At 34.4% G+C, this 25,657-nt stretch carries 22 protein-coding genes; 9 read left to right on the top strand and 13 right to left on the bottom strand.

The genetic code is table 11. The features are described 5' to 3' along the window. The 5 genes from ACHRVX_RS07355 to ACHRVX_RS07335 all read left to right on the top strand — a co-directional run bounded on the left by ACHRVX_RS07355 (nt 1) and on the right by ACHRVX_RS07335 (nt 8,370). Nucleotides 1-2,307, top strand: a complete 2,307-nt coding sequence (locus tag ACHRVX_RS07355) for a penicillin-binding protein 1A (protein ID WP_395330777.1) — start codon at nt 1-3, stop codon at nt 2,305-2,307. A gap of 402 nt (nt 2,308-2,709) precedes the next feature. Then, entirely contained in the window at nt 2,710-3,411 is a 702-nt protein-coding gene (locus ACHRVX_RS07350) for a CoA transferase subunit A (protein WP_395330775.1), read from the top strand. A gap of 164 nt (nt 3,412-3,575) precedes the next feature. After that, on the top strand, nt 3,576-4,472 hold the full coding sequence (bla, locus tag ACHRVX_RS07345; RefSeq protein WP_395330773.1) for a class A beta-lactamase, subclass A2: 897 nt from the start codon (nt 3,576-3,578) through the stop codon (nt 4,470-4,472). A 96-nt stretch (nt 4,473-4,568) separates the two neighbouring features. Next, the gene (locus tag ACHRVX_RS07340) at nt 4,569-5,222 is read left to right on the top strand and encodes a 3-oxoacid CoA-transferase subunit B (protein ID WP_395330771.1); all 654 of its coding nucleotides are present in this window, start codon (nt 4,569-4,571) and stop codon (nt 5,220-5,222) included. Between the two features lie 367 nt (nt 5,223-5,589). Then, nucleotides 5,590-8,370 (top strand): M4 family metallopeptidase, encoded by a 2,781-nt coding sequence (locus ACHRVX_RS07335; RefSeq protein ID WP_395330770.1) that lies wholly within the window; start codon nt 5,590-5,592, stop codon nt 8,368-8,370. Between the two features lie 185 nt (nt 8,371-8,555). Here the strand turns inward: ACHRVX_RS07335 and ACHRVX_RS07330 are convergent, their stop codons facing one another. Together ACHRVX_RS07330 and ACHRVX_RS07325 are read right to left on the bottom strand one after the other, a co-directional pair. Continuing rightward, nucleotides 8,556-9,083 (bottom strand): DUF6646 family protein, encoded by a 528-nt coding sequence (locus ACHRVX_RS07330; protein WP_395330769.1) that lies wholly within the window; start codon nt 9,081-9,083, stop codon nt 8,556-8,558. A gap of 50 nt (nt 9,084-9,133) precedes the next feature. After that, a complete protein-coding gene (locus ACHRVX_RS07325; protein ID WP_395330767.1) occupies nt 9,134-9,868 on the bottom strand; it encodes a metallophosphoesterase family protein in 735 nt (244 codons plus the stop codon). Between the two features lie 157 nt (nt 9,869-10,025). Between ACHRVX_RS07325 and ACHRVX_RS07320 the strand changes: the two genes are divergently transcribed. The 3 genes from ACHRVX_RS07320 to ACHRVX_RS07310 all read left to right on the top strand — a co-directional run bounded on the left by ACHRVX_RS07320 (nt 10,026) and on the right by ACHRVX_RS07310 (nt 12,312). Next, nucleotides 10,026-10,532 (top strand): hypothetical protein, encoded by a 507-nt coding sequence (locus tag ACHRVX_RS07320; protein WP_395330765.1) that lies wholly within the window; start codon nt 10,026-10,028, stop codon nt 10,530-10,532. Nucleotides 10,533-10,636: 104 nt separating this feature from the next. Then, nucleotides 10,637-11,719, top strand: coding sequence for a DNA polymerase IV (gene dinB, locus ACHRVX_RS07315; protein WP_395330763.1), 1,083 nt, complete (start codon nt 10,637-10,639; stop codon nt 11,717-11,719). 98 nt (nt 11,720-11,817) lie between these two features. After that, nucleotides 11,818-12,312, top strand: a complete 495-nt coding sequence (locus ACHRVX_RS07310; protein WP_395330761.1) for a PAS domain-containing protein — start codon at nt 11,818-11,820, stop codon at nt 12,310-12,312. A 172-nt stretch (nt 12,313-12,484) separates the two neighbouring features. Here ACHRVX_RS07310 and ACHRVX_RS07305 read toward each other — a convergent pair whose 3' ends face one another. The 10 genes from ACHRVX_RS07305 to ACHRVX_RS07260 all read right to left on the bottom strand — a co-directional run bounded on the left by ACHRVX_RS07305 (nt 12,485) and on the right by ACHRVX_RS07260 (nt 22,648). Continuing rightward, nucleotides 12,485-14,089, bottom strand: a complete 1,605-nt coding sequence (locus ACHRVX_RS07305) for a fumarate hydratase (RefSeq protein WP_395330759.1) — start codon at nt 14,087-14,089, stop codon at nt 12,485-12,487. A 69-nt stretch (nt 14,090-14,158) separates the two neighbouring features. Next, nucleotides 14,159-14,890: a hypothetical protein gene (locus ACHRVX_RS07300; RefSeq protein WP_395330757.1), complete on the bottom strand. Its 732-nt coding sequence runs from the start codon at nt 14,888-14,890 to the stop codon at nt 14,159-14,161. A gap of 227 nt (nt 14,891-15,117) precedes the next feature. Continuing rightward, nucleotides 15,118-15,579, bottom strand: a complete 462-nt coding sequence (gene tnpA / locus ACHRVX_RS07295) for an IS200/IS605 family transposase (protein WP_395330756.1) — start codon at nt 15,577-15,579, stop codon at nt 15,118-15,120. A gap of 577 nt (nt 15,580-16,156) precedes the next feature. After that, nucleotides 16,157-17,596: a nucleoside recognition domain-containing protein gene (locus ACHRVX_RS07290; protein ID WP_395330754.1), complete on the bottom strand. Its 1,440-nt coding sequence runs from the start codon at nt 17,594-17,596 to the stop codon at nt 16,157-16,159. A gap of 98 nt (nt 17,597-17,694) precedes the next feature. Beyond that, nucleotides 17,695-18,795, bottom strand: coding sequence for a winged helix DNA-binding domain-containing protein (locus ACHRVX_RS07285; protein ID WP_395330752.1), 1,101 nt, complete (start codon nt 18,793-18,795; stop codon nt 17,695-17,697). 62 nt (nt 18,796-18,857) lie between these two features. Beyond that, nucleotides 18,858-19,571: a 3'-5' exonuclease gene (locus ACHRVX_RS07280; RefSeq protein WP_395330750.1), complete on the bottom strand. Its 714-nt coding sequence runs from the start codon at nt 19,569-19,571 to the stop codon at nt 18,858-18,860. Nucleotides 19,572-19,708: 137 nt separating this feature from the next. Beyond that, nucleotides 19,709-20,185, bottom strand: a complete 477-nt coding sequence (locus ACHRVX_RS07275) for a methylated-DNA--[protein]-cysteine S-methyltransferase (RefSeq protein ID WP_395330748.1) — start codon at nt 20,183-20,185, stop codon at nt 19,709-19,711. A gap of 155 nt (nt 20,186-20,340) precedes the next feature. Continuing rightward, nucleotides 20,341-21,165, bottom strand: a complete 825-nt coding sequence (locus ACHRVX_RS07270; RefSeq protein ID WP_395330746.1) for an SDR family oxidoreductase — start codon at nt 21,163-21,165, stop codon at nt 20,341-20,343. Between the two features lie 146 nt (nt 21,166-21,311). After that, nucleotides 21,312-21,761 carry a GNAT family N-acetyltransferase gene (locus tag ACHRVX_RS07265; protein WP_395330744.1) on the bottom strand — a complete coding sequence of 150 codons (450 nt, stop codon included), beginning with the start codon at nt 21,759-21,761 and terminating at the stop codon, nt 21,312-21,314. Further along, entirely contained in the window at nt 21,758-22,648 is an 891-nt protein-coding gene (locus ACHRVX_RS07260) for a LysR family transcriptional regulator (RefSeq protein ID WP_395330742.1), read from the bottom strand. Before ACHRVX_RS07260 ends, ACHRVX_RS07265 begins: the two co-directional genes overlap by 4 nt. 148 nt (nt 22,649-22,796) lie before the next feature. On the opposite strand from ACHRVX_RS07260, the gene ACHRVX_RS07255 reads away from it, so the two are divergent. Further along, nucleotides 22,797-23,192 carry a rhodanese-like domain-containing protein gene (locus ACHRVX_RS07255; RefSeq protein ID WP_395330740.1) on the top strand — a complete coding sequence of 132 codons (396 nt, stop codon included), beginning with the start codon at nt 22,797-22,799 and terminating at the stop codon, nt 23,190-23,192. A 60-nt stretch (nt 23,193-23,252) separates the two neighbouring features. Here ACHRVX_RS07255 and ACHRVX_RS07250 read toward each other — a convergent pair whose 3' ends face one another. Further along, nucleotides 23,253-25,646, bottom strand: coding sequence for a M28 family peptidase (locus ACHRVX_RS07250; protein ID WP_395330738.1), 2,394 nt, complete (start codon nt 25,644-25,646; stop codon nt 23,253-23,255). Nucleotides 25,647-25,657 lie beyond the last annotated feature (11 nt).

Here is a 25,657-nt window from a genome sequence, read left to right as displayed (position 1 = left end):
ATGGCCACCAAAAAAAACATTCAACCTAAGAGTACTAAAGATATTAACTACTATAAAAAGAAATTCTGGAGAATTTTTGCCTATTCTTTATTAGGTGTTTTAGCATTCTTCCTATTTGCATCATGGGGATTATTCGGATCGATGCCTTCATTTGAAGATTTAGAAAATCCGGATTCTAATCTGGCTACGGAAATCATTTCATCTGATGGAGTAGTTATTGGTAAGTATTTTAAAACCAATAGATCACAGCTTAAATACTCAGATTTGCCAAAAAGTTTAGTTGAAGCTTTGGTTGCGACTGAGGATGCCCGTTTTTATGAGCATTCAGGTATTGACGGGCGTGGAACTTTAAGAGCCGTTTTTAGTTTAGGAACTAATGGAGGGGCAAGTACTTTAACGCAACAGTTAGCAAAACAATTATTCCATGGTGAAGGATCTAAATTTCTTCCGTTTAGGATTGTGCAAAAAATAAAAGAATGGATTATCGCCATTCGTCTGGAACGACAATATACTAAAAATGAGATTCTTGCAATGTATTGCAACGTTTATGATTTCGGAAATTATTCTGTTGGAGTAAGTTCTGCGGCACAAACGTATTTCTCTAAAGATCCGAAAGATTTAACAATGGATGAATCGGCTATTTTAGTCGGAATGTTTAAAAACTCGGGATTATACAATCCGGTTCGTAATCCTGAAGGCGTAAAAAATCGTCGAAATGTTGTGCTTTCCCAAATGGAAAAAGCAAAAATGATTACAGATGCTGAAAAGGAGAAATTACAGGCTTTGCCAATTGCCTTAAAATTTAAATTAGAAAGTCACCGTGAAGGGACAGCAACCTATTTTAGAGAATATCTTCGCGATTACATGAAGAAATGGATGGCAGAGAATAAAAAACCGGATGGTTCAGATTATGACATCTACAAAGATGGTCTGAAAATTTATACGACTATTGATTCCAGAATGCAATTGCATGCGGAAGAAGCAGTTTCTGAACACATGAAAAATCTGCAACAGCAATTTTTCATCGAACAGAAAAATAATAAAAATGCACCTTTCGTAAATATCACTAAGGCAGAAACAGATAAGCTTATGATGCAGGCCATGAAAAACTCAACACGTTGGGCAATCATGAAAGATCTGGATAAAAGCGAAGATGATATCATTGCTTCTTTCAAAGTAAAAACAAAAATGCGCATCTTTACCTGGAAAGGTGAACGCGACACAGTAATGACTCCAATGGATTCTATTCGTTATTTTAAACACTTTTTGCAATCCGGATTAATGGCGATGGAACCACAAACCGGAAACATTAAAGCGTGGGTTGGAGGAATCAATTATAAATATTTCCAATACGATCACGTTGGGCAGGGAGCGAGACAAGTAGGTTCTACCTTTAAACCGTTTGTTTACGCAACAGCAATTGAACAATTAAACATGTCTCCTTGTGATTCTATTCTTGACGGACCATTTATGATCCACAAAGGGCGTCATAATGTTACTGCAGATTGGGAACCAAGAAACTCTGATAACAGATATCGCGGAATGGTGACGTTAAAACAAGGTTTGGCGAACTCAATCAATACGGTTTCTGCAAAATTAATAGATCGTGTAGGGCCGGAAGCTGTTGTAGAACTGACACATAAATTAGGGGTAAAAACCGAAATTCCTGCTCAGCCATCAATTGCACTTGGAGCAGTAGATATTACAGTTGAAGATATGGTTGCTGCTTACAGCACATTTGCAAATCAGGGAGTTTATGTAAAACCTCAATTTTTAAGCCGCATCGAGAACAAAAGCGGAGAGGTTATTTATGAGCCAATTCCGGAATCTCACGACGTTTTAAATAAAGATATTGCCTTTGCGGTAATCAAATTGCTTCAGGGAGTTACAGAAACCGGTTCTGGTGCACGTTTACGTACACAAGGCGGTGGAAGCGGAGACAACCGCTGGACAGGATATCCGTATATGTTTACAAACCCAATTGCCGGTAAAACCGGAACAACTCAAAACCAGTCTGATGGTTGGTTTATGGGAATGGTTCCTAACCTGGTAACAGGAGTTTGGGTAGGTTGCGAAGATCGTTCAGCACGTTTTAAAAGTTTAACTTACGGACAAGGAGCTACTGCAGCATTGCCAATTTGGGGTTACTTTATGAAACTTTGTTATGCAGATCCAGGACTTCAGGTTTCAAAAGCAGAGTTCGAACGTCCGGCTAATCTTTCGATAAAAGTAGATTGTTACAGTCGACCTGCAGTTGTAAAAGATACAACAGCAACAGAACAAAATACAGACGAATTCGAACTATAGTTTAGATTCCTTTTACATATAAAAAATCCTTTTGTGAGCTTCTGAATTTCGGAAGAATACAAAAGGATTTTTTTTGGAGTAATATTTATTGAAAGCGGAAGAAAACATGATTTCACACTCCTTTAGGAGTTAAATGTTGTTAGCAAATATGACATTAGCGTTTAAATGTCCCGTAACTACACCTTATTAATGTTGAGAAATTGGAGTGCATAAAGTCCCTACGCGACAAAATATTACGGAAAATATATTTTCTACCATATTAATCTTTATGAGATATATTTACATTACTGAATATTGGCAAGGTAATTAAAGTTGCTAAAATAAAATTATTACGAAATCGATATAATTCCATGTAAAAATCTTATTTTTATCAAATATATATGCTAATAAAGACAGTTTGTTATGATTACAAAAAAAGTAAATAACGTTCAGGAAGCCACAGAAGGAATTGAAACCGGTATGACCATTATGTTTGGTGGTTTTGGTTTATGCGGAATTCCGGAAAATACGATTGCAGCATTAGTCAATACGACAATTTCAGATTTAACCTGTATTTCGAACAATGCAGGAGTTGATGATTTTGGTTTGGGATTGCTTTTGCAGAAGAAACAAATTAAAAAAATGATTTCGTCTTACGTTGGTGAAAACGCTGAGTTTGAACGCCAGATGCTTTCGGGAGAATTAGAAGTTGAATTGACTCCACAAGGAACATTGGCCGAACGTTGTCGTGCTGCACAAGCAGGAATCCCCGCTTTCTTTACACCCGCAGGTTACGGAACCGAAGTTGCTGAAGGAAAAGAAGTTCGTGAATTCAATGGTAAAATGCATATTATGGAAGAAGCTTTCAAAGCCGATTTTGCTATTGTAAAAGCCTGGAAAGGTGACGAAGCCGGAAATCTAATCTTTAAAGGTACTGCAAGAAATTTTAATGCATGTATGGCCGGAGCCGCAAAAATTACAATTGCCGAAGTTGAAGAATTAGTTCCAGTTGGCACTTTAGATCCAAATCAAATTCATATTCCCGGAATTATGGTACAACGTATTTTTCAGGGGGAAAAATTTGAGAAAAGAATTGAGCAACGTACAGTAAGGCAGAAAAATTAGATAACTATCTACAAATGCAAACTTGTTGCGTTAATATATTTTAATTTTTAATTTATTGAAAGTTAAATAATTAATGATAATTACATTAAGTAAAAAATTAAGACTTAGTGACAAATTAAAGATTTGGAATTATCGGATTATCACTTATAATTGAAAGATAAAACATGAATAAACTTACCATAATTTTGTTTTCCTTTTTGTCGTTTCAGACTTTTGCTCAATCGACCAATGAACTTCGGAAACAACTTAACGATATAATTGTATCTAAAAATGCAACAGTTGGGATTGCTATAAAAAATATTGAAGATAAAGATACTCTAAGCATTAATGGAAATTTAAAAGCACCAATGATGAGTGTTTTTAAATTTCATATTGCATTAACAGTGTTAAATAAAGTTGACGAAGGCAAATTGTCACTTACTCAAAAAATATTTGTGAAAAAGAAAGATCTTCTTCCCGATACCTGGAGTCCAATTCGTGAAGAATATCCAAATGGAGACCTGTATTTAACTTTAGATCAATTGTTGAGATATACCGTTTCGCACAGTGATAATAATGGATGCGATATTCTTCTTAACCTAATTGGCGGAACAAAAACAGTCCAAAAATTTATAAATAAACAAGGTATTAAAGATTTTGTAATTAAGGTAAACGAAGAGAAAATGATGATTTGGGAGAATCTGTATGTGAATACAACGACTCCATTAGCAACAGTTGAATTACTGGAAAAATTTTATAAAAGAGAAATTTTAAAAGAAACAACAACAAAGTATTTATATCAGATAATGATAGAAACGTCTAGAGGACTTACATGGATGAAAGCAGGTCTTCCTGAAAACACAGAGTTAGCACACAGAACGGGAGTTTCAGGAACAAACGATGCTAATTTAAGAGTTGCAATGAATGATATAGGGATTGTAAAACTTCCCAATGGAAAACATTTGATTATTGCTGTGTTTATGAAAAACATTACGGAAGAAAAAGAAGTTACCGAAAAAATAATCGCCGATATCGCTAAGAGAACTTGGGATTATTTTACGAATAAAGACAAAACGAATTAGATAATTAGAAAATGTGATAATTAGATAATGAATTAGATTACGCAAAGTATAGCATTATCTAATTATCTAATTTCCAAATTGACACATTAAGAATTTATGTTAACAAAAGAAGATATTGCAAAACGAATTGCAAAAGAAGTAAAAGACAGGTATTTTGTCAATCTTGGTATTGGGATTCCAACTTTGGTGGCGAATTATGTCAGAGAAGATATCGCGGTTGAATTTCAAAGCGAAAATGGTGTTCTTGGAATGGGGCCTTTTCCTTTTGCAGGAGAAGAAGATGCGGATGTTATCAACGCAGGAAAGCAAACAATTACAACGCTTCCCGGAGCGAGTTTCTTTGATTCTGCTTTTAGTTTTGGAATGATTCGCAGTCAGAAAGTAGATTTAACCATTTTAGGTGCGATGGAAGTTTCTGAAAACGGAGATATTGCAAATTGGAAAATTCCGGGCAAAATGGTTAAAGGAATGGGAGGAGCAATGGATTTAGTGGCTTCTGCCGAAAATATCATAGTTGCCATGATGCATGTTAATAAAGCAGGAGAATCAAAAATTCTGAAAAAATGTACTTTGCCATTAACGGGCGTAGGATGCGTTAAAAAGATTGTAACAGAATTAGCAGTTCTCGAAGTAACTCAAAAGGGTTTTAAGCTTTTGGAAAGAGCACCAGGAGTTTCTGTTGAGCATATCATCGCTTCAACTGAAGCCGACTTGATTATAGAAGGAGATATTCCGGAAATGGATATTTAAAAATTCTTACTTTTTAATAAAAACACAAAAGGGCTGGCTTTTAAAAAAGGTCAGCCTTTTTTGTACGAATAAATTACAGCTTAAAAAACTTATTTTTCCAGTAAAATTGGCATCTCAGCAATTTTATAATGTATAAGATGTTATAAATCAATCATATAATTATTTTTTGACCTGTTTTTTTACGAAATATTCACAGTTTGTTAAATAAAAGTAAATTTAAAGTAAAAAATGTTGCATTTTATCGATTAACGGCGAATTTCATCGATTATCTAACATAAATAAAATACTTTTATCTCAAAATAAAGTATTTACCTACATTAAATATTTTATTTGTAATCATTTAACCAAACTCAAAAACAACTTAATTATGGAAAGAAAATTACCAAAAATTATGGCGTCAACCGTTGTCATTCTTACATTTTCTGTAGCGGGTTTTGCCCAAAGCACAGACAAACGAATTAGCCAGAAAAGTGTATCAGAAAACGGACAACCCAGTTTAATCACCTTCAATGACAAATCAAGTTATAAGGGAGCAGATTATAATACTGTTTTTAAGGAACAACTAGGTTTAAAAGACAATCAATCTTTTTCTAGAATTAAAACAGAATCGGATAAAGAAGGTTTTACACATGAAAAATTTCAATTGTACGAACAAGGAGTTAAAGTTGAATTTGCCAATTACACATTACATTCAAAAGCAGGAAAAGTAACCTCCATGAACGGAGAGTATTATAATCTTGAAAATGTAAAAACGACCCCTAAATTATCTAGTCAGGCAGCCTTTACCAAAGCCATTGCTTATACCGGAGCTCAAAAATATTTATGGGAAAGTCCTGAAGATGCTGCAGCAATGGGATATGAAAAACCTAAAGGTGAACTTGTTTTATTACCTGCAATGGAGGAACAAGGACAAGAAAGAAAAAGCGATAAAGTGAGACTGGCGTATAAATTTGATATTTATGCTACTAAACCTTTAAGTCGTGGTGATCTTTATATTGATGCACAAACCGGAGCAGCATTGTTTTATAATGCAACGATAAAACATCTTCATGATAATGTTCATGGGAAAGCAACTTCGGCTACAGCCAAAATTCAAAACAGTAATGCAGCTGCTATGGCATTTGTAGCAGCAAATGCAGCGACTCGTTACAGCGGAACGCAAACAATTCAGACCAGTTTAAGCGGATCATCTTATATTTTATCTGATGTAACACGCGGAAACGGAGTTCAGACTTATAACTCTGCAAGAACTGCAACGTATCCAACAACAAATTTCACTGATGCTGACAATAACTGGACAGCAGCTGAATACAACAATACCAATAAAGATAATGGTGCTTTAGATGCACATTGGGGTGCTGAAATGACCTATGATTATTGGTCAGCTGTACACTCAAGAAATAGTTTTGATAATGCAGGAGCAAAAATTAAAAGTTATGTGCACTATAATTTAGTTGCAGCGGGATATCCAAATAACAATAACGCATTCTGGAACGGAAGTGTTATGACATACGGTGACGGTACAGGAACTGGTGGATTTGATATTTTAACAGCAATGGATGTTGCCGGACATGAAATTGGTCATGCCGTTTGTACTTATACAGCAAATTTAGCGTACCAAAAAGAATCAGGCGCAATGAATGAAGGTTTCTCTGATATTTGGGGAGCTTGTATTGAATATCGTGCAGCACCAACAAAATCAACTTGGTTAGTTGGAGAAGATATAGAAAGAAGAAGCGGTCACCTGGCGCTACGTTCTATGAGTGATCCTAACTCTGAGGGACAACCGGATACTTATGGCGGAACTTACTGGGTAAATGTAAATTGTACGCCAACAAACAATAATGATCAATGTGGGGTTCATACTAATTCAGGGGTATTAAACCACTGGTTTTATATTTTGTCTGTAGGGAAATCCGGAACAAATGATATTGGAAGCGTATATAACGTAACAGGGATCACAATTGACAAAGCGGCAAAAATTGCATATCGTTTAGAGAGTGTGTATTTAACAGCAAACTCAACTTATGCTAATGCCAGAACTTCAGGAATTCAATCTGCTATTGATTTATACGGTGCAGGTTCTGCCGAAGTTATTTCAACAACAAATGCGTTTTACGCCGTTGGAGTAGGTGCGGCTTATGTAGGATCAACAGACACAGTGGCTCCATCAGCTCCGGCTTCTCTTGCAGCTTCAGGAACAACAGGAACAACTACTAATTTAACCTGGACAGCCTCTACAGATAATGTAGCGGTAACAGGATATAATATTTATCAGGGCACAACGCTAAAAGGTTCGTCTACAACTACAAGTTATACTGTAACAGGCTTAACAGCATCAACTGCTTATACATTTAGCGTAAAAGCTAAAGATGCTGCGGGAAATCTTTCAGCTTCAAGCAATACTGTAAATGTAACAACTACTGCTGCCGGTATAACATATTGTACATCTCAAGGGAATAGTACTGCAGATGAAAGAATTGGTAAAGTAGTATTTGGAACCATCAATAATACTTCAACAGGAACAGCCGGTTATGAGAACTACACGGCAATTTCTACAAATGCAGCAAGAGGAAGTGCTTATACAATCACAATAACGCCATCCTGGACATCATCTGTTTATAGTGAAGCATATGCTGTTTTTATAGATTATAACCAAGATGGTGATTTCTCAGATGCAGGTGAAACAGTTTATACAAAAGCAACTTCAACAGCAACTACGGCAACAGGAACAATCGCAATTCCTGCAACAGCAACTCTAGGAACAACCAGAGTTAGGGTTTCTATGAAATACAACGCAATTCCAACAGCCTGTGAGGCTTTCTCTTACGGACAAGTCGAAGATTATTCAATAAACATTACCGCTTCGGGCGCAATTGTTAATGAAGAAATCGTAGCGGGATTAGTAGAAACTACTGAAACTTCAAGTTTTGCTCTTTATCCAAATCCGGTTGCCGGGGAACTAAATGTTTCATTATCAAACAATACAGGATATACTTTTAGAATTATAAATACATTAGGACAACAAGTAAGTACTGGGGAACTTTCTGGAAATCCAATTGATGTAAGTAATTTACATACTGGAGTTTATATCATTGAATTAAATAACGGAAGTAAAAGAATCGTTAAGAAATTCGCCAAAAAATAAGTTTTGAATTAGTAAAGATGAAAAGCCCCGTAAATACTTTTGCGGGGCTTTTCTATGAATTTGTTTTAGTGTCGTTACTAAATTCAATCCTTAACTTTTTGATCTTTAATGATTTTACGGATTATTGTAAAACAAAAAGGCATTCACCTCTCGATGAATGCCTTTTTTATGATTATTGGCAATGTTTACAAATTAAAAGAAGCTCCTAAACTAAAAGTCGCCTGATTGTTTAAATGATCAAATACACCGTCATTATTACCATATTTTGCTATTGGAAAACCAATTTCTGTGAAAACACCAAATCCTTCCGTAAAGAAATAGCGACCACCAACATGCCCGCCAAAATTATGTAATCCCACGCTTAAACCCGGATAAACATCTAATTGCTCCACACCAATAACACTGCTTAAATTAGCATTAATTCTTGCTTTAGCATCAAAACGGTCACCAAAATCAGGTTTGTAATCAGTATACGGAGTTGGATTATTGTGATAAAAACCATTGAAATTATCGACACCTAATAAGTAATTCGCAACAAAACCAAAAGAGAAATTTTCGCCTAAACCAAAATCAACAGACCCCTGAATTCCTGAACCGCCATCCTGAAGATTAGCCCCAACATTAACCTTAACATCTCCTTTTCCCTTATAAGCTTGCTGAGCTTGTGTAAATCCAAATGATACCAGGAACAAAAATGTAATAACCTTTTTCATAAACTTAAATATTAATTATAATTATAAATGCAAAAATAACTTTTTATGGATTAATTCCTACCTTTTTCAGTAGAATACAATTCATTTAACGGATCGCTTTGCCAGAATTCCTTAGTGTCTACATTCATAATCGTCAAGGAACCTTTAAAGGCGGCACCGGTATCTACATTCCAGACGCAGGCTTTTTGAACCGGAACAGTTTTTCCAATTCTGGTTACCGGAGTATGACCAATGTATATTTCTTTATAAATAGTAAAACGTTTAGGATAATATAAATCTTCGGGTTTTAATTTTGGATCTAAAGCAAGCGCAGATTCCCAAAGCGTTCTGTCCCAGTAAAATAATTTCGGAAAATATTCCCAAACCACACCATTTAAATTGGTGAAACCAGCATGAACAAACAAACGGTTTTGATCGTCAAGATAATAATCTTCCAGCGATTCTAAAAAATCAATATGAGCTTTAATTTTGTCTTCACTTAATTTTTTATAAGCCAGAACAGTTGCTTCTCCTCCGTGTTTGAACCACATCTCTTCGTCAATCTCCTCAGTTTTGGTTTTGAACCAGGACAATAACAATTCGTCATGATTTCCTCTGATACAAATGCATTTTTGCTTTGATTTCAAGTCAATCAAATAGTCTATTACCTGTGGAGACTGGCTCCATCCATCAACATAATCGCCTAAAAAAATAAGAGTATCCTCAGTAGTAACTTCAGCTTTCTTGATTACTTGCTCAAGAGCGAGCAGTCCGCCGTGTATGTCGCCTATAACAAATGTTCGCATTTTATTTTATTTCGTGTAGAAGTACAAAAATAAAGAAAATGATTTGTTTGGGAACATTTAGTTCATAATCTTTGCTCAGCCACAAATTGATTTTGAATAAATACCTTGCCCAATACATTATAAATTTAAGATTACAACCAAAAACAAAAATCCAACCATGACTAAAAAACTATCTGTTTTATTTTTTCTGCTTACGATAGCAGGCTATTCTCAACAACTTACCTATAAAAGCGGAGGTACAGTTTATAATTCTGATGACAAAAAAATTCCTTCAAACGAAGTCAGACAATTATTAGCCAATAATCCTGAAGCATTAGCTCTTTACAATTCAGGAAGATCTAAAAAAACGTTTGGGAATGTCTTTTTATACGGAGGAATTGGGCTTGTAGCAACAAATCTGATTATTGGTTTGACTACTGATAATACTACATATTCAGGAAATAGCTATTATCCTTCTGCTCAGTCAGAAAAAACAAATATGACTGCTGCAATAATTGGCGGTGTTTTAATAATTGCATCAATACCCATTAAAATAGGTTATTCGAAAAAGGTTAAATCAGCAATAGAAAAATATAATGCGGGTTTGGCAGATACATATAAGCCAGCTCCTAAAACAACTTTAATTGCAAGTTCAAACCAAATTGGAGTGAGAATAGAATTTTAAAACATTTTTATTTTCAAGGCATTATAAAGCTATAGTTGTAACTGTAGCTTTTTTTTATGATTATTTTCATCTCATATTTGTGCTTTCCTCATTAAATTTGTAGCATGTCCGAAATGCCTACATATCGAAAAATAATCCATGTTGATATGGATGCTTTTTATGCCTCAGTAGAGCAAATGGATAATCCTGCTTTACGCGGAAAACCAATTGCTGTAGGCGGTTCAGAGAATAGAGGAGTAGTTTCGGCGGCAAGTTACGAAGCCCGAAAATTTGGCGTACGAAGTGCTATAAGCGGTGTTTTGGCAAAGAAATATTGTCCGGAAATTATTTTTGTTCGTCCGCGTTTTGATCGTTACAAAGAGATTTCCACAAAAATTCATGAAATATTTCACGATTATACAGATATGGTGGAGCCACTTTCGCTTGACGAAGCTTATCTGGACGTTACACAGAACAAAAAAGGAAATCCAAGTGCCAGTTTATTGGCGCAGGAAATTAGATTGAGAATTTTAAATGAAGTCGGAATTTCGGCTTCAGCCGGAATTTCGGTCAATAAGTTTGTGGCGAAAATTGCCAGCGACGTCAATAAACCAAACGGACAAAAAACGGTAAATCCTGATGAAGTTGAAGCTTTTTTAGAGGAATTACCAATCCGGAAGTTTTACGGAGTTGGAAAAGTGACCACAGAAAAAATGTATCAATTAGGAATTTTTACCGGAGTTGATCTTAAAAGTAAATCGGTTGAATTTCTAGAGAAGCATTTTGGTAAGTCCGGTGCTTTTTATTACAATGTAGTGCGTGGGATTCATAATAGCGAAGTAAAATCACATCGCATCACGAAATCGGTAGCGGCAGAAAACACTTTTGATGTCAATTTAACATCTGAAATTTTTATGCTCGAACAACTCGATATAATCGCAACAACACTTGAAAGACGATTGAAAAAACATAAAATTTCAGGAAAAACAGTAACTCTTAAAATTAAATACAGTGACTTTACACAGCAAACACGTAGTAAAACGCTTCCTTATTTTATTTCAGATAAAAGCCTGATTCTTGAAACAGTAGAAGAATTGTTATATCAGGAACGAATGAAAGATTCCGTTAGATTGCTGGGCATTTCCCTTAATAATTTAAATACCGAAGAAAAGAAAGCTGTTATTGTTCAGCTAAAATTTGCTTTTTAAAATGCTTCAACATTAGTTAAATCAGGATAATCGTAAGTTAATTCGTGATTTTCGTTTTATCTTTGAGTAAAAGATATTATATCATTAAATTATTTAAGATGAAAAAAGCTAATTCTGATGAAGTTTCACATCGTAATTCAGTTCCTATTTTAGCATGGGATTTTCATTACGAATATTTAAATGAACTGAAAAATATTTTCAACGATTTGAAAAAAGTAAATAAAATTGCAACTCAATTTACCTGGGATGAAAAGAATCTGGACATTGAACAACGTATTAAAGAAGAAGTTGTTGTAGTAACAGATCTCAATTTAAAGATTGTTTTTGCCTCAAACGGAATCAGACGAATGACGGGATATCGAGAAGAAGAAGTTCTGGGGAAAACACCGAAAATGTTTCAGGGACCAACAACCTCCAAAACCGATTTAAAAGAAATAAGAGAAGCTATTAAATTACAGGTTCCTTTTGAAAAAATAATTCGAAACTATAGAAAAGACGGCCGTACATATCAATGTAAAATAAATGGAGTTCCCGTTTTTAATTTAAAAGGAAAACTAACGCACTTTATTGCTTTCGAGAAAGAAGTTGCGTGAAAATTTAACCGCAAAGTTCGCAAGGAATTTACGCAAGGTTCGCAAAGTATATTAATAAATAAAACCGCCCATAAAGGCGGTTTTTATTGTTTGTACAGTTTATTTTTAAAATTTAGTTTAAAAAAACTTTGTGTTCTTCGCGTAAATTCCTTGCGAACTTAGCGGTTAAATATTAAAGATTCTCGAAAAAATCATTTCCTTTATCATCTGTAATAATAAAAGCAGGGAAATCTTTAACGGTAATTTTACGCACCGCTTCCATTCCTAATTCTTCAAAATCAACAATTTCAACTTTCAGGATATTATCCTGTGCCAGAATTGCCGCAGGTCCGCCAATAGAACCCAAATAGAATCCGCCATATTTGTTACATGCATCAGTAACTTGTTTGGTGCGGTTTCCTTTAGCCAGCATAATCATACTTCCGCCATGTTTCTGGAATTCATCAACATAAACATCCATACGTCCCGCTGTTGTAGGTCCAAAACTTCCTGAAGCCATTCCTTCCGGAGTTTTTGCTGGTCCGGCGTAATAAACAGGATGATTTTTGAAATATTCCGGCATTGGTTTTCCCGCTTCCAACATTTCCATGATTTTAGCATGTGCAATATCACGCGCTACAATTACAGTTCCGCTTAATTTTAAACGTGTTTTAATTGGATATTGAGTCAGTTTTGCCAACATATCTGCCATTGGCATATTCAAATCAATTTCAACCGGAGCTTCTAAATGTGGAGCTGTTTCCGGTAAAAATTGTTTCGGATTCACTTCTAATTGTTCAACAAAGATTCCGTCTTTCGTAATTTTCCCTTTGATATTTCTATCAGCAGAACAAGAAACCCCCAATCCAACCGGACAAGAAGCAGCGTGACGTGGCAAACGAATTACACGAACATCATGTGTAAAGTATTTTCCGCCAAACTGAGCACCAATAGCACTTTCCTGACAGATTTTCTGAACTTTCTCTTCCCATTCTATATCACGAAAAGCCTGACCGGACATATTTCCTGAAGTAGGCAAATGATCATAATATCCTGCAGATGCTTTTTTAACAGCGCTTAAATTCGCTTCTGCAGAAGTTCCTCCAATTACTAAAGCCAAATGATAAGGCGGACAAGCCGAAGTTCCTAAGTCTTTTATTTTTGCACGAACAAAAGCATCCATCGATTTTTCGTTCAATAATGATTTAGTTTGCTGATATAAATATGTTTTATTTGCAGATCCACCGCCTTTTGCCATAAATAAAAACTCGTATGAAGTTCCTTTTTTAGCATAGATATCAATTTGTGCCGGAAGATTCGAACCTGAGTTTTTTTCTTCAAACATCGAAATCGGAACAATTTGAGAATATCTTAAATTACGTTTTTGATACGTATTAAAAATTCCTTTGCTCAGCCATTCAGCATCATCAACACCTGTAAATATACTTTCGCCTTTTTTTGCCATTACAATGGCTGTTCCTGTATCCTGACAGCTTGGTAATTGACCTTCGGCAGCAACCGAAGCGTTTTGCAACAAATTATAGGCCACAAAACGATCGTTATCTGTAGCTTCAGGATCATCAAGAATTTTGCGTAGTTTTTGTAAATGCGTTGTTCTTAACATGAACGAAACATCCGTCAAGGCTTCTTCTGCTAATAATTCTAAACCTTTTGGGTCAACGGTCAAAATTTCTCGTTCTCCAAATTGTTCCACTTTCACAAAATCAGAAGTAATTTTGCGGTACTGCGTATCATCCTTTAAAATAGGATAAGGGTCTTGGTATATAAAATCAATCATTGTTTTGTTTTTGACAAAGTTAGAAATTATTTACCTAAGAAAGAATTTGAATAAGCTCTGTTATAGCGTTTACTCTTGTTTATGAAACTCATCAAAAGACATCCTTTTCTCAAAATAAGACTTGTCTTTTGCTGAAAGTAATTGGCTTTTCCAGCGATTTCCATTTAAACGAAAAACAATAGAATCCGAATGTTTAACTGTTCCCATATTCTCATCATTATCATCAGGCTCAAACGAAACAGTTTTACAATAAAAAGATTCAGGAGTGTCTTTTGATGTTGGATTTTTAAATTCTACCCAGTTTCCCCAACCACTATCAGAAATATTATACCATTCATGAACCAGTTGAACATCACCATTTTTTAAATAATATAAATAGTTATTTTGCATATAACCACACGCAGGATATCCGTAGCGGATTTGAATAAAAGGAGAACTTTTTTCAGTTTCTGTATTCAATCCGTATATCATACCCCATTCAGATCCCTTTTCGATTCCCTTAATAGTGAGATTTGTTGAAGCAGTTTTGGTTTTATTCTCATAAAAGTCAAGTCTGTATTTTGCAGTTACAACACTATCCTTATCTACTTTTTGATCTAAAAGATGTGCCAGAGCATAATTACTTTTATATGTTTCCACATCCTCAGAAATAGAAATTGTGTCTGTTTTTAAAAAGCTTTCTTGTTTTGCAGCAATTTCGTTTGTTTTAGTTGCAGAAGTTGTAGCAGCTATTTGATTTTCTGGTTTTGGTTTCTGACAACCAATTAAAACCAATAAAATTATAAGGGCTTGTAATCTCATTATGTGGTATTTGTGTGTTTTTTGCATATGTTAACGGTATTGAAATCCGGCATTAAAATATAATTATTTTGTTAAACTGGACTGAAGTCCAGCTCTACAAAATAAAACGTTCCTTCGGAACTTTCATTGAAATGGTTGATATTGTAAGTCTCGACTGAAGCCCAGCTCTACAAAAAAGAGCCTTAGGCTCGATCATATTGTAGGGCTGGACTTCAGTCCAGTTTTGATTAAATTAAATTTTCAAAAATATGTCTTTCATCAAATTTGATATTGAATTTATTCAGAAAAGATGAATATTCATCTTTGAAATTTTGCTTTTTATGATGTTCTTCCTGATTGGCGATGTATTTATAAACATCATCAATATGAGATTGACTGTATGAAAAAACACCATATCCTTCCTGCCATTCAAATCTATATTTTGTTAATTGATGTTCATTAATAAATCTCGACGATTTTCCTTTTACACTTTTCATTAATTCCGAAATAGAAATAGTAGGTTTTAAACCTAAAAAACAATGAACATGATCCTCAGTTCCATTTACAATTATTGTTTTGCAACCGGTTTCATTTATTAGATTTCCTATAACACTTAATATTTGTGATTTGCATTCATTTGAAATAACTGCTTCTCTGTATTTTACTGCAAAAACTGCCTGAATATAAACCTGATAATATGTATTTGACATTTTAATTGTGCATTATTTATAATTAGACACTACAATAATACAAAATAATCTTACAAAATTATTGAAATTTTTTTTCGCATTTTAAACTGGACTGAAGTCCAGCTCTACAAAATAAACCGTTCCTCCGGAACTTTTATTTGGCTCGGTTCGTCTCTTATATCTTGACTGAAGTCCAACTCTACAAAATAAACCGTTCCTCCGGAACTTTCATTGGCTCGGTTCGTCTCTTACGTTTCGACTGAAGTCCAGCTCTACAATATAAATTGTTCCTTCGGAACTTTCATTGGCTTGGGTCATGTCGTAAGTCTCGACTGAAGTCCAGCCCTACAAAATAATTCGTTCCTTCGGAACTTTCATTGTATCGGTTTGACTCATACATCTCTACTAAAGTCCAGCTCTACAAAATAATTCGTTCCTCTGGAACTTTCATTGTATCGGTTCGATTCATACATCTCTACTAAAGTCCAGCTTTACAAAAATAAACGTTCCTCCGGAACTCTACAAAAAGAGCCATCGGCTCGCCCAATATTGTAGGGCTGGACTTCAGTCCAGTTTTTTACGTAACGAATTAGATTTTTTAAAAAAACCAAGTCGCTACAAAAATCGCAGTAATTACACAGATAAGATCTACCAAAAGCATTGTACCTAAAGCGTAACGGGTATTTTTGATATTAACAGAACCGAAATAAACCGCAATAACATAAAAAGTACTTTCGGCGCTGCATTGAAAAATACTGCTCAATCTTGCCGTTAAAGAATCTGCTCCAAACGTATTCATAGAATCAATTAAAAATCCACGTGAACCGGCAGAACTAAAAGGTCGAAGCATTGCTACAGGTAATGCGTTTGTAATTTCTTTACTTACACCCATATTCGAAAAAACAAATGCGATTCCGTCACTAATAATTTCGAATAAACCGCTGTTTCGGAATAGGGAAATAGCAACTAACATTCCCAGTACATAGGGGAAAATAGTCACGCCGGTTTTAACACCGTTATTAGCTCCAACTACAAAAGTGTCAAAAACAGTTGTATTGGCATCAGTAAATTTCTTTTCGTTTTTAAAGGAAAAAATCAGCGTAAAAGCAATAATTCCAATTAGTATTAATCCGGAAAGATTTGATGTAAAATAGTTTTTTCCTATGATATCCAAATGATTCACATACATCAAAAGCCCAACGATTGCAGCAATTAATCCCATTAAGACGATAAGAAGAGAAGCACTTTTAAAATTGATTTTTTGCTTAATTCCCACAATTAAAAATGCTGCAATTGTACCAATGAAAGAAGTAATAATGCACGGAAGCATAACATCCGCTGGATTAGTGGCATTTGCAGCGGCACGATATCCAATAATTGACGTTGCAATTAAAGTTAAGCCAGAAGCATGAAGACACATAAACATAATTTGAGCATCACTGGCCCTGTCTTTATCGGGATTTATTTCCTGTAGACTTTCCATGGCTTTAAGTCCAAATGGAGTTGCAGCAGAATCTAATCCCAGGAAATTCGCGGCAAAGTTTAAAGTCATATAGGATATAGAAGGATGATTCTCAGGAATACTTGGAAAAACTTTTACAAATACAGGACTCAATACCTTAGCTAATTTTCCCGATGCTCCGGAAATAATTAAAAGTTCCATTAATCCGCAAAAGAAAGCCAAATAAGCAATAAGCGGTAAAATTAAATCTACTAACGTACTTTTGCAAGTTGGTAATAAGCCATCAGATTTTTGAAGACCGCTGAAAATTTTGACAGTTTTATTCTTGTAAACATACGTAGTATCAGAATTAAGCGTATCACGATTGATAATCATAGTTTGATCCGGTGCCTTTTTAATACTGTCTTTAATAAAAGCAGGAAGTTCATTGATGTATTTTTCAGAAACAAGAACAGGATCGTCTTTCTTTCCATTTATAACAGAATCAATAGTATAAGTATTGGCAGTAAATAAACTGACCACAATAAAGACAATCGAAGAGATAAAAATCGTTAACCAAAATCTACTTAATACCATAATGCTATTTTTTTGTAAATGTAATTATTTAGAGATAAAATGCATAAAGATTTTATTGATGAAGTGGGAACTATTGATCAGAACAGTAATATTTTCATTTATTCAATAACAATTTTCATTTCTAAATAGTTTTCGAAAGCTTTAATACCTTCAAACAAAATTTCTTTTTTTGAAGATTCTGTTTCGTTGAAAAATTGCGTCTCTATTTTCGCATGATCTTTTTTGATGGTTCTTTTCCAGGTTCCAATAACTTTACCGTTTTCCAGAATAACAGGTTTGAAGATTCCATTATTTGTAAAAGCTTTAGATTGATCTTCTAACAGGATAGAAGCTTCACGGGTTTTATACGAAATCAGAATTTCATCAAAAGCAGGAAGAAAATGCACGCTTTCGCGGAGGTAGTTTTCATGAAAAATTTGATTTCCAAACCAATAAGTCTGACCTTCAATATCGATTGAACTCAATTGCAACTCTAGTGCATTAATTGCGGTTTTACAAGTTGTAGGCGGAAAACCAGACCACCATGAAAAGTCAAGAAGTGTAGCAGGACCGTGGCTTTCAAAGTAGCGCTTTGCTAATTTTGCGAGACCTTCTTCCTTTGTTAATTTAGTTGGAGGTTTTGTAACTCTTTCTTCTAATAAGGTATAAGTGTTTTTTTTTCCTTTCATTTTTCCATTACAAACCAAACCATCCAATTCTGCATACATCATAATTAGTACAGGGCTTAAAACATATTCGCCCGAAACTTTTTTAATATTAAGTCCCTGCATGATTTCATCGCGAGTCAAATAATTATTTCCCGATAGCATTTTTTCGATATTCGAATTAATCTTATCAAATTGTTTTTCATCATAACCATATTTTTTGGTATCTGATAAAATGATACGTTTGACTTGTGGTCCAGAAAGATCCAGCATCCAATAAATATCGTCAGCTGAAACAAAATGCCAGGTTGGTCTCAAAATATGAGTTCGGATAATTTGAGCGGAATTTATAGCTTCCTCAATGGCTGCCTCAAAAGCGTCGCATCTGGAACCAATCGCCCATTTTGCCATTGCATAATCCTGAGCTTGCATGGCGCCAAAATGATGCACAATTTCTTGTGGTAAACTTTTAGTTGTTTTATATAGTTTTTGCGAGACAAGTCTGTGATGAGATATTTCCTGATATGTCATTTCTAAAACGATTATATTAAACATATAAGCGATATAAGTTATTTAAAACTTTGTCACTCTGCTACTTTTTACCTTTGTATCTTTTTTTAAACATGGATAATTTCATCATCAATCAATAAATCTTCACGGCGTAAACGCAGAAAAACCTGAGCTACTGCAATTGTATCTTTCTCACAATACGTAACAATTCTATCAATATCTTTCTCGACATAATAAACATGTCCTACCTGACTTCCGTCAATATCGCCTTTTGGCGATGGAACACCGAGAATCTTGGTCAATAGCTTTAAAGAAGTAAAATGTTTATAATCGCCAAACTTCCATAATTCTAAAGTATCTAAATGTGGAATTTCCCAAGGCTTTTTACCAAATAGATTCAGTTTGTCAGGAATTGCGATTTGATTGATAATCATGCGTCGCGCAATAAACGGAATATCAAATTCCTTTGCATTATGCCCACACAACAAATGTTGAGGTTGATTGTAATGATTGTTCAGTAAATTATTAAAATCCTTCAGGATCTTTTTTTCATCCCCAAAAAATGAAGTCACGCGAAAATTCCGGATATCACCTTTAATCGTAAAATATCCAACCGAAATACAAATAATTTTACCAAATTCTGCCCAAATTCCGGCACGTTCATAAAATTCTTCCGGCGTAAAATCTTCTTTTCGCTGATATTGCGTTTTAAGATCCCAAAGTGTTTGCATTTCCGGGTCAAGCAAATTGAAATTCTCTTCTTCGGGAACCGTTTCTATATCAAGAAATAAAATATTGTTGAGGTTTATTTTTTCAATCATTATTATATGTTTAAACACAAATTACACAGATTAGCACGAATTGATTGTGTTAAAAAGGATTGTACAAAATTAAGTATTTTGTAAATATAAAGCTATAATTTTAATTTGTGGTAATTCGTGCAATTAGTGGTAAAAAACTAAAACAAACTTTGTTGTGTTGTCGGGTTTTCATGTTCGAGCAGCCATTTTTTGCGGGATATTCCTCCGGCATAACCGGTTAAAGATCCATTAGTGCCAATAACGCGATGACATGGAACCACAATCCATAACGGATTTTTACCATTGGCGGATGCAACAGCTCTAATTGCTTTTATATCACCCAACTTTTTAGTTTGATCCATATAACTGATAGTTTTTCCGTATGGAATTTCTAATAAAGATTTCCATACTTTTTGCTGAAATTCAGTTCCTTTTGGGTTTAGTTTAAAATCAAAATCGGTTCTTTTTTTGTCGAAGTATTCCTGAAGTTGCAAAACTGCTTCTTTTAAAACTTCCGGAATCTCCTTAGAAACTACATCTGTGCCAACATCTGAAACAGAGATTACAGCAATACCATCTTCATCGCCAACAATTTTGGTGATTCCTAAAGGCGAATTGATGTAAACTGTTTCCATGGTTTTTATTTAACGGTAAAGTTCGCTAAGTTTTTTTTAAACCATATAAGTTATGTAAGTAAAATTTAAGTTTCTTTGATTGTAGTGTAAATTTATAAAGGTCTTACGCAAAGTTTAATGAAGCAGTTTACATGAACTTATATAAATTATATAGTTCAATAAACGTCCAGCTCAAATTGATAACTCAAAATGTTTTCAACTTTATTACTTGAAATAGTCTTTTTGATATTTGATTTTTCGGTAGTGAATTTTGGTAAAATCAAGTTTTGCTCTTGTGCTTTTTGAGTGTAATATTCTTGTCGTGTGGGATGAAAAGGCGCAACGGCATTAAAAACGTCATTCCATTTTGACTGATTTATGATTTGTTCAATGATTGAAATACAATCGTTTTGATGAATTAAATTTACGGGCGCGTCAGGATTTTCGAGGTTTTCTTTTCCTGCCAGGAATTTTACAGGATGACGATCTTCTCCAATCAATCCTCCAAAACGGAGAATTGTAGATTCAAAATTTTTATTCTTTTTAAGAATTGCTTCAGATAAAAGTAATTGCTTTCCGCTTTCAGTTTCCGGATTCGGAATAGTTTCTTCTGTAATAATTCCGTTTTCATCTCCGTAAACAGAAGTTGAGCTTACAAAAAGTACTTTTTTTACCGTCGATTTTTCTATAAACGGAATCAAAGTCTCAATTTTCTCCACAAAAATCTTTCTTAACGAATGTACAGAATCAACATTGTTACCTCGTAATTTCGGCGGAATATCAATAATCAATATTTCACTTTTATCCAGAAAAGCATTTATACTTTCTGAGATACTTTCGCTTTCAAGCACAACCAAAAAAGGATTAATTCCAGCTGCTTTTAAAATGGAAAGCTTATTTTCAGAAGTTGTGGACCCGTTTACAGAATGTCCTTTTTCGATTAGCCTTTTGGCCAAAGGCAAACCGAGCCATCCACAGCCTAATATGCTTATTTTTTTCATTTTTTAATATTCAGAGGTTCAAAGTTGCAAGTTACAAAGGTTCAAAGTTTATACATTCAATTGGCATCCTTCGTTTTGCAGAATAACAAAAATGACGAAAAACTTTCCGTTTTTCCCTTTTGCGAGATTATTTTAGAATTTGTCTACTACAAATCTAACGTAAATCGGACCTTATCTTTTCCTTTTGCTCCAATTCTATTGTAGAATTTAATTGCTCTTTCATTAAATTGTGGCGTTTGCCATTGTATGTTAATACAGTTTTTCTCTATTCCTATTTGCTTTAGTTTGTCGATTAAGATTTCGCCAATTCCCAAACTTCTCGCTTCTTCTTCGAGAAACAAACAATCCATGTACATAAAAGTTGCAGCATCCCAGGTCGAATAATCGATTGTATAGGAAACGTAGCCTGCAATTGTCTCTTTTGCAGCAATTACTAAACAATATAATTTAGGGCTTTTACCAAATAAAGCTTCCTTTAATTTTTCCTCTTTTCCTTCAGGATAAAAGTTGGCTTTTTCATATTCAGCGTGTTTTTGACATAGAAGAACAAGTTGAGATAAATCTGAAACTTCGCAGTTTCTTATTGAATATTTCATTGAAGATTGATTTCGTTTTGTAAAAAGGTAATAAAATGATGAAAATAGTCTGGATATTGCTGATTTTCCCTAATCGCGATAAAGTGTTTTCTTTTCAAACCATTCTTTCCAATTTTAATAGCTTTAATTGGATTATTTTTTAAATGTGGTAATAATGCCCATTTTGCCATTGACATTACGCCCATATCGGCTTTTACCATTTCCAGAGAAGCTTCGGTTAAAGGTAAAGGCGTAATCTTTTTTGGAGTTACTTTGGCTGGAGCCAAAACAAATTGATGAATTGTAACCGTTTCCATAGGAAGAGAATGAATCAACAAGTGTTCGTTGATAAAATCTTCGGCAACGACATATTTTTTATTTGCCCAGGCGTGATTTTCAGAAACTGCCATCACGACTTCATCCTGAAAAAGCTCAATATATTTGATGTTATTGTCTTTGATCTGATCGCTGATAATAGCAATGTCGATTACATTTTCTAATAATTTTTGTAGCGGAATATGAGTAGCTTCGGTTACAATTTTCAAATCGACATTAGGATATAAAAAATGAAATTGTTTTAAAACCGATGGCAGCCAATGGTAACTCGAAAAACATTCGGTACTAATTCTGATTTCGCCATGTTCGCCATATACCATTTGCTTAATTTGAGATTCGGCTTGTGAAAGTTTGTCCAGAATTTCATTTGCCAATTCGTAGATTTTTTCACCGGCTTTAGTCAAAACCAATTTTTTGTTTGTTCTCAAAAAAACAGGCGTTCCCAATTGGTATTCCGCTTCTTTGAGTTGGTGGCTCAGGGCTGATTGCGTCAAATGCAATTTGTCAATTGCTTTTGTGATGCTTCCTTCTTCAACAATTGCTTTTATTAATCGTAAATGACGTATTTCCATTTTTTTGGGAATTAGAATACAAAGAAACGAAATTTCAGGATGGCTTATCCATGAAAATAAGTAATGAGGTTGATGAATTCTTTTCGTTTTTATGGAAGATAATGTTCGATTACTTTTGAATAACTAAAAAACACTAAACTGAAAAAAAATGGAAGAACAAATTAAACATTATGAAAACAAACTGGCTTTTGAAATGGATCCGTCTGATTTGTTTGAGGCTTTGAATAATGGAGAAAAAGTTATCGTGATTGATGCAAGAAAAGCTTTTGGATATGAAGCGGAACATATCCCAACGGCGATTAATATTCCTCATCGCCAAATGACGATCGAATCAACAAAACACCTGGATAAAGAGGTTTTGTATGTTACCTATTGCGACGGCATTGGTTGTAATGCTTCGACAAAAGGCGCTTTGAATATGGCAAAATTAGGGTTTAAAGTAAAAGAATTAATGGGTGGAATAGAATGGTGGAAGTTTGACGGTTATGCCACCGAAGGTACAAATGGAATAACATCCGGATCAAAAATCGAATGTGCCTGTTAATAAAAAAAGGCAAACTTTATAATTGAAGTTTGCCTTTTTTTATTTTTAAGTGGAATGTATTTATTGAGTTTTTGCAACTGGTATTAAACTATCTTTTGCAACAACGGTAGTATCTTTTACTGTAGTTGCCGGCGTTAACGTAGCTGCAGGTTCTGTATATCTCTTGATTTTTTGTTGAATTAAAATAGCATCATTCAAAACAAAAGGAGTTGGCATCATCCAGTCACTTCTTGGTTTGACCTGCAATAAAGGATTTGTCATTAAATCGAATGAGCTTTCGATTAAATCCATATCAAAAATAGACGATTTGTTAATGTAGAAATCCATAACCAGCGGTTCATTACCAACAACATAATAACATACTATTTTTCCGCCTTCTCGTTCTAAACGATTTCCTTTTTGACCGGAAGATTCAACTCCGTTAGCTTTAAAGTTGAAAAAGTTCATTTTAGGATTGGCATAAATATCGTAACGATTTACTTTTCGGTTTGGCGTAATTTTAATTTTTAGATATCTGTTATTCCCTACAACGCTATCTTTTAAAAATGCAATTGTTGGTTTTGGAACATCAACAACTGGCGCAATAGCACTATAAGTAAAGCTCGAATTGTATTTGCTTGCTAAAGGAAGCGAATTTAAACCAACAGCTTTTTGATTTTTTTCTCCTAAATAGGATTTAGTCCAATCATCTAAATTCGTATCATAAGTTGCCCAAATTGCTGATTTTGTATTAGCATTGTAAATGTATACTAAACTGTTTGATTTTGCTTTTCCGTGCTCGTAACCTGAATGATAACCTGCGTAGATAAAAAATCCAATTGAAACTGCAAAAAAGAGCATTGTCCATACTCCTTTTTTAAAGAACGCACCAAAAACAGGAAGTAATAATCCGAAAAGCAATACGGTTAGAATGGCGCTTCCATATAAAATTTTAAGTCCTAAACCAACTGGGAACATTACAATAAATGGTGCTACAATTGCTAAAGCCGGAATGCTGAATAATAAATTGACTCCCAAACTATAATGTTGCGTGATAACGAAAATCCCGAATAATAATATTCCAAAATAAACCGGAATAATCAGGAAACCTGCGCCAGTTAAGCTATTCGCTAAAAATGCATTAATAATTATCCAAAGTAACAAAGGCGCAACAAAATGGTTCATTGTAATTTTTGCTTCTGAAAAATGGTGATAGAAAGCAAAAGATATTGCCATACTTAATGTGACAAAAGCGCCAATATATGCATGACCGTTATAGGTGAATCCGTTAAGAAGATCTGAATATTGCGGATAGATTTCTAAAATAATTTTCCATCCTAAAAAAGTAACTAATCCGGAAATAATAATTGATCCTAAAAGCGGAACAAATCCTCTGAAAATTTCTCTGAAAGTAATAACACGTTTGGCTTTTCCGATAAAAATAAAAAGAATCAATAAGCCTAAAGCAATAATTGTCATCGGGAAAACCCATGCAAAAGGATAACTTATGAAAGAGAACGGAGCGCTGAAATAAACATCATCTTCGGTTGAATTTGTTGTGTTTAAATCAACGTTTGAAAAGTATTTTAGCAATGGCATCAAATAAGTTCCCTGATGCGCTAATGTAGTTTTATTTAAATGTTGAACGTCGTCTTGTTGCGTGTGATAATTGTAGTGGCCATCAATAAATGCAAAATTAAATCCCTGAATATTCCCCTGTTGTCTAAATACGGTTAAATCAGTATCGTTTGGGAGCATTTTATAAATGCTGTACATCAAAGAATTCGAAACTGGATATTGCGTTTTTGCATTCGAAAATTCTTTTACAAGAGCTTCATTTCCTTTATTGGTTTCCATCAGCATATAACTTGGTCCTGATGAACCTCTTGCTTCAAAATTGATGACCAAACCAACCTCTTTTGCCCACGGATGTTTGTTTACAAAAAGTGCTGCACCGTTTAAACCTAATTCTTCGGCATCAGAAAACAGAATTATAATGTCGTTTTTATGAGGCTGCTTGGCATATAAAAAAGCACGAATTCCTTCTAAAATGGTAGCAACTCCTGAAGCATCGTCACTTGCACCTTTTGAAAATGAATGTGGAGCACTATCATAATGCGATAACAGCAAAAGCGCTTTTGAATTGTTTGTTCCTTTTATTCTGGCAAGAATATTCTTGGATTTCACTAAGAGACCTTTTTCATTTAGCGTAAAACCTTCCTGAACAGAAGTTTCTAATCCTATCCGGTTAAGTTCAAGTTTTAAATAATTTGCAACCAGTTCATGATTGGTCGAACCCACATAATGTGGTTTTTGAGCAATAATTTCGACTTGGTTTAAGGCTCTTTCGGTAGAAAATTCTGCAAGAGCGTCTTCATTTTTAGAAATCCATTGTGGCATCATTGAGGCGTAAATGATACCAAGAATTGCTAAAATGCAGACTATGGCCAGAATTGAGGTAGGGTTTTTTTTCATGATGAATGCGT

The sequence above is a fragment of the Flavobacterium sp. FlaQc-47 genome, assembly GCF_044006475.1.
Taxonomy (GTDB): Bacteria; Bacteroidota; Bacteroidia; order Flavobacteriales; family Flavobacteriaceae; genus Flavobacterium.
The sequence above is the reverse complement of the archived record's forward strand: the minus strand, read 5'-3'. Positions and strand labels throughout refer to the sequence as shown.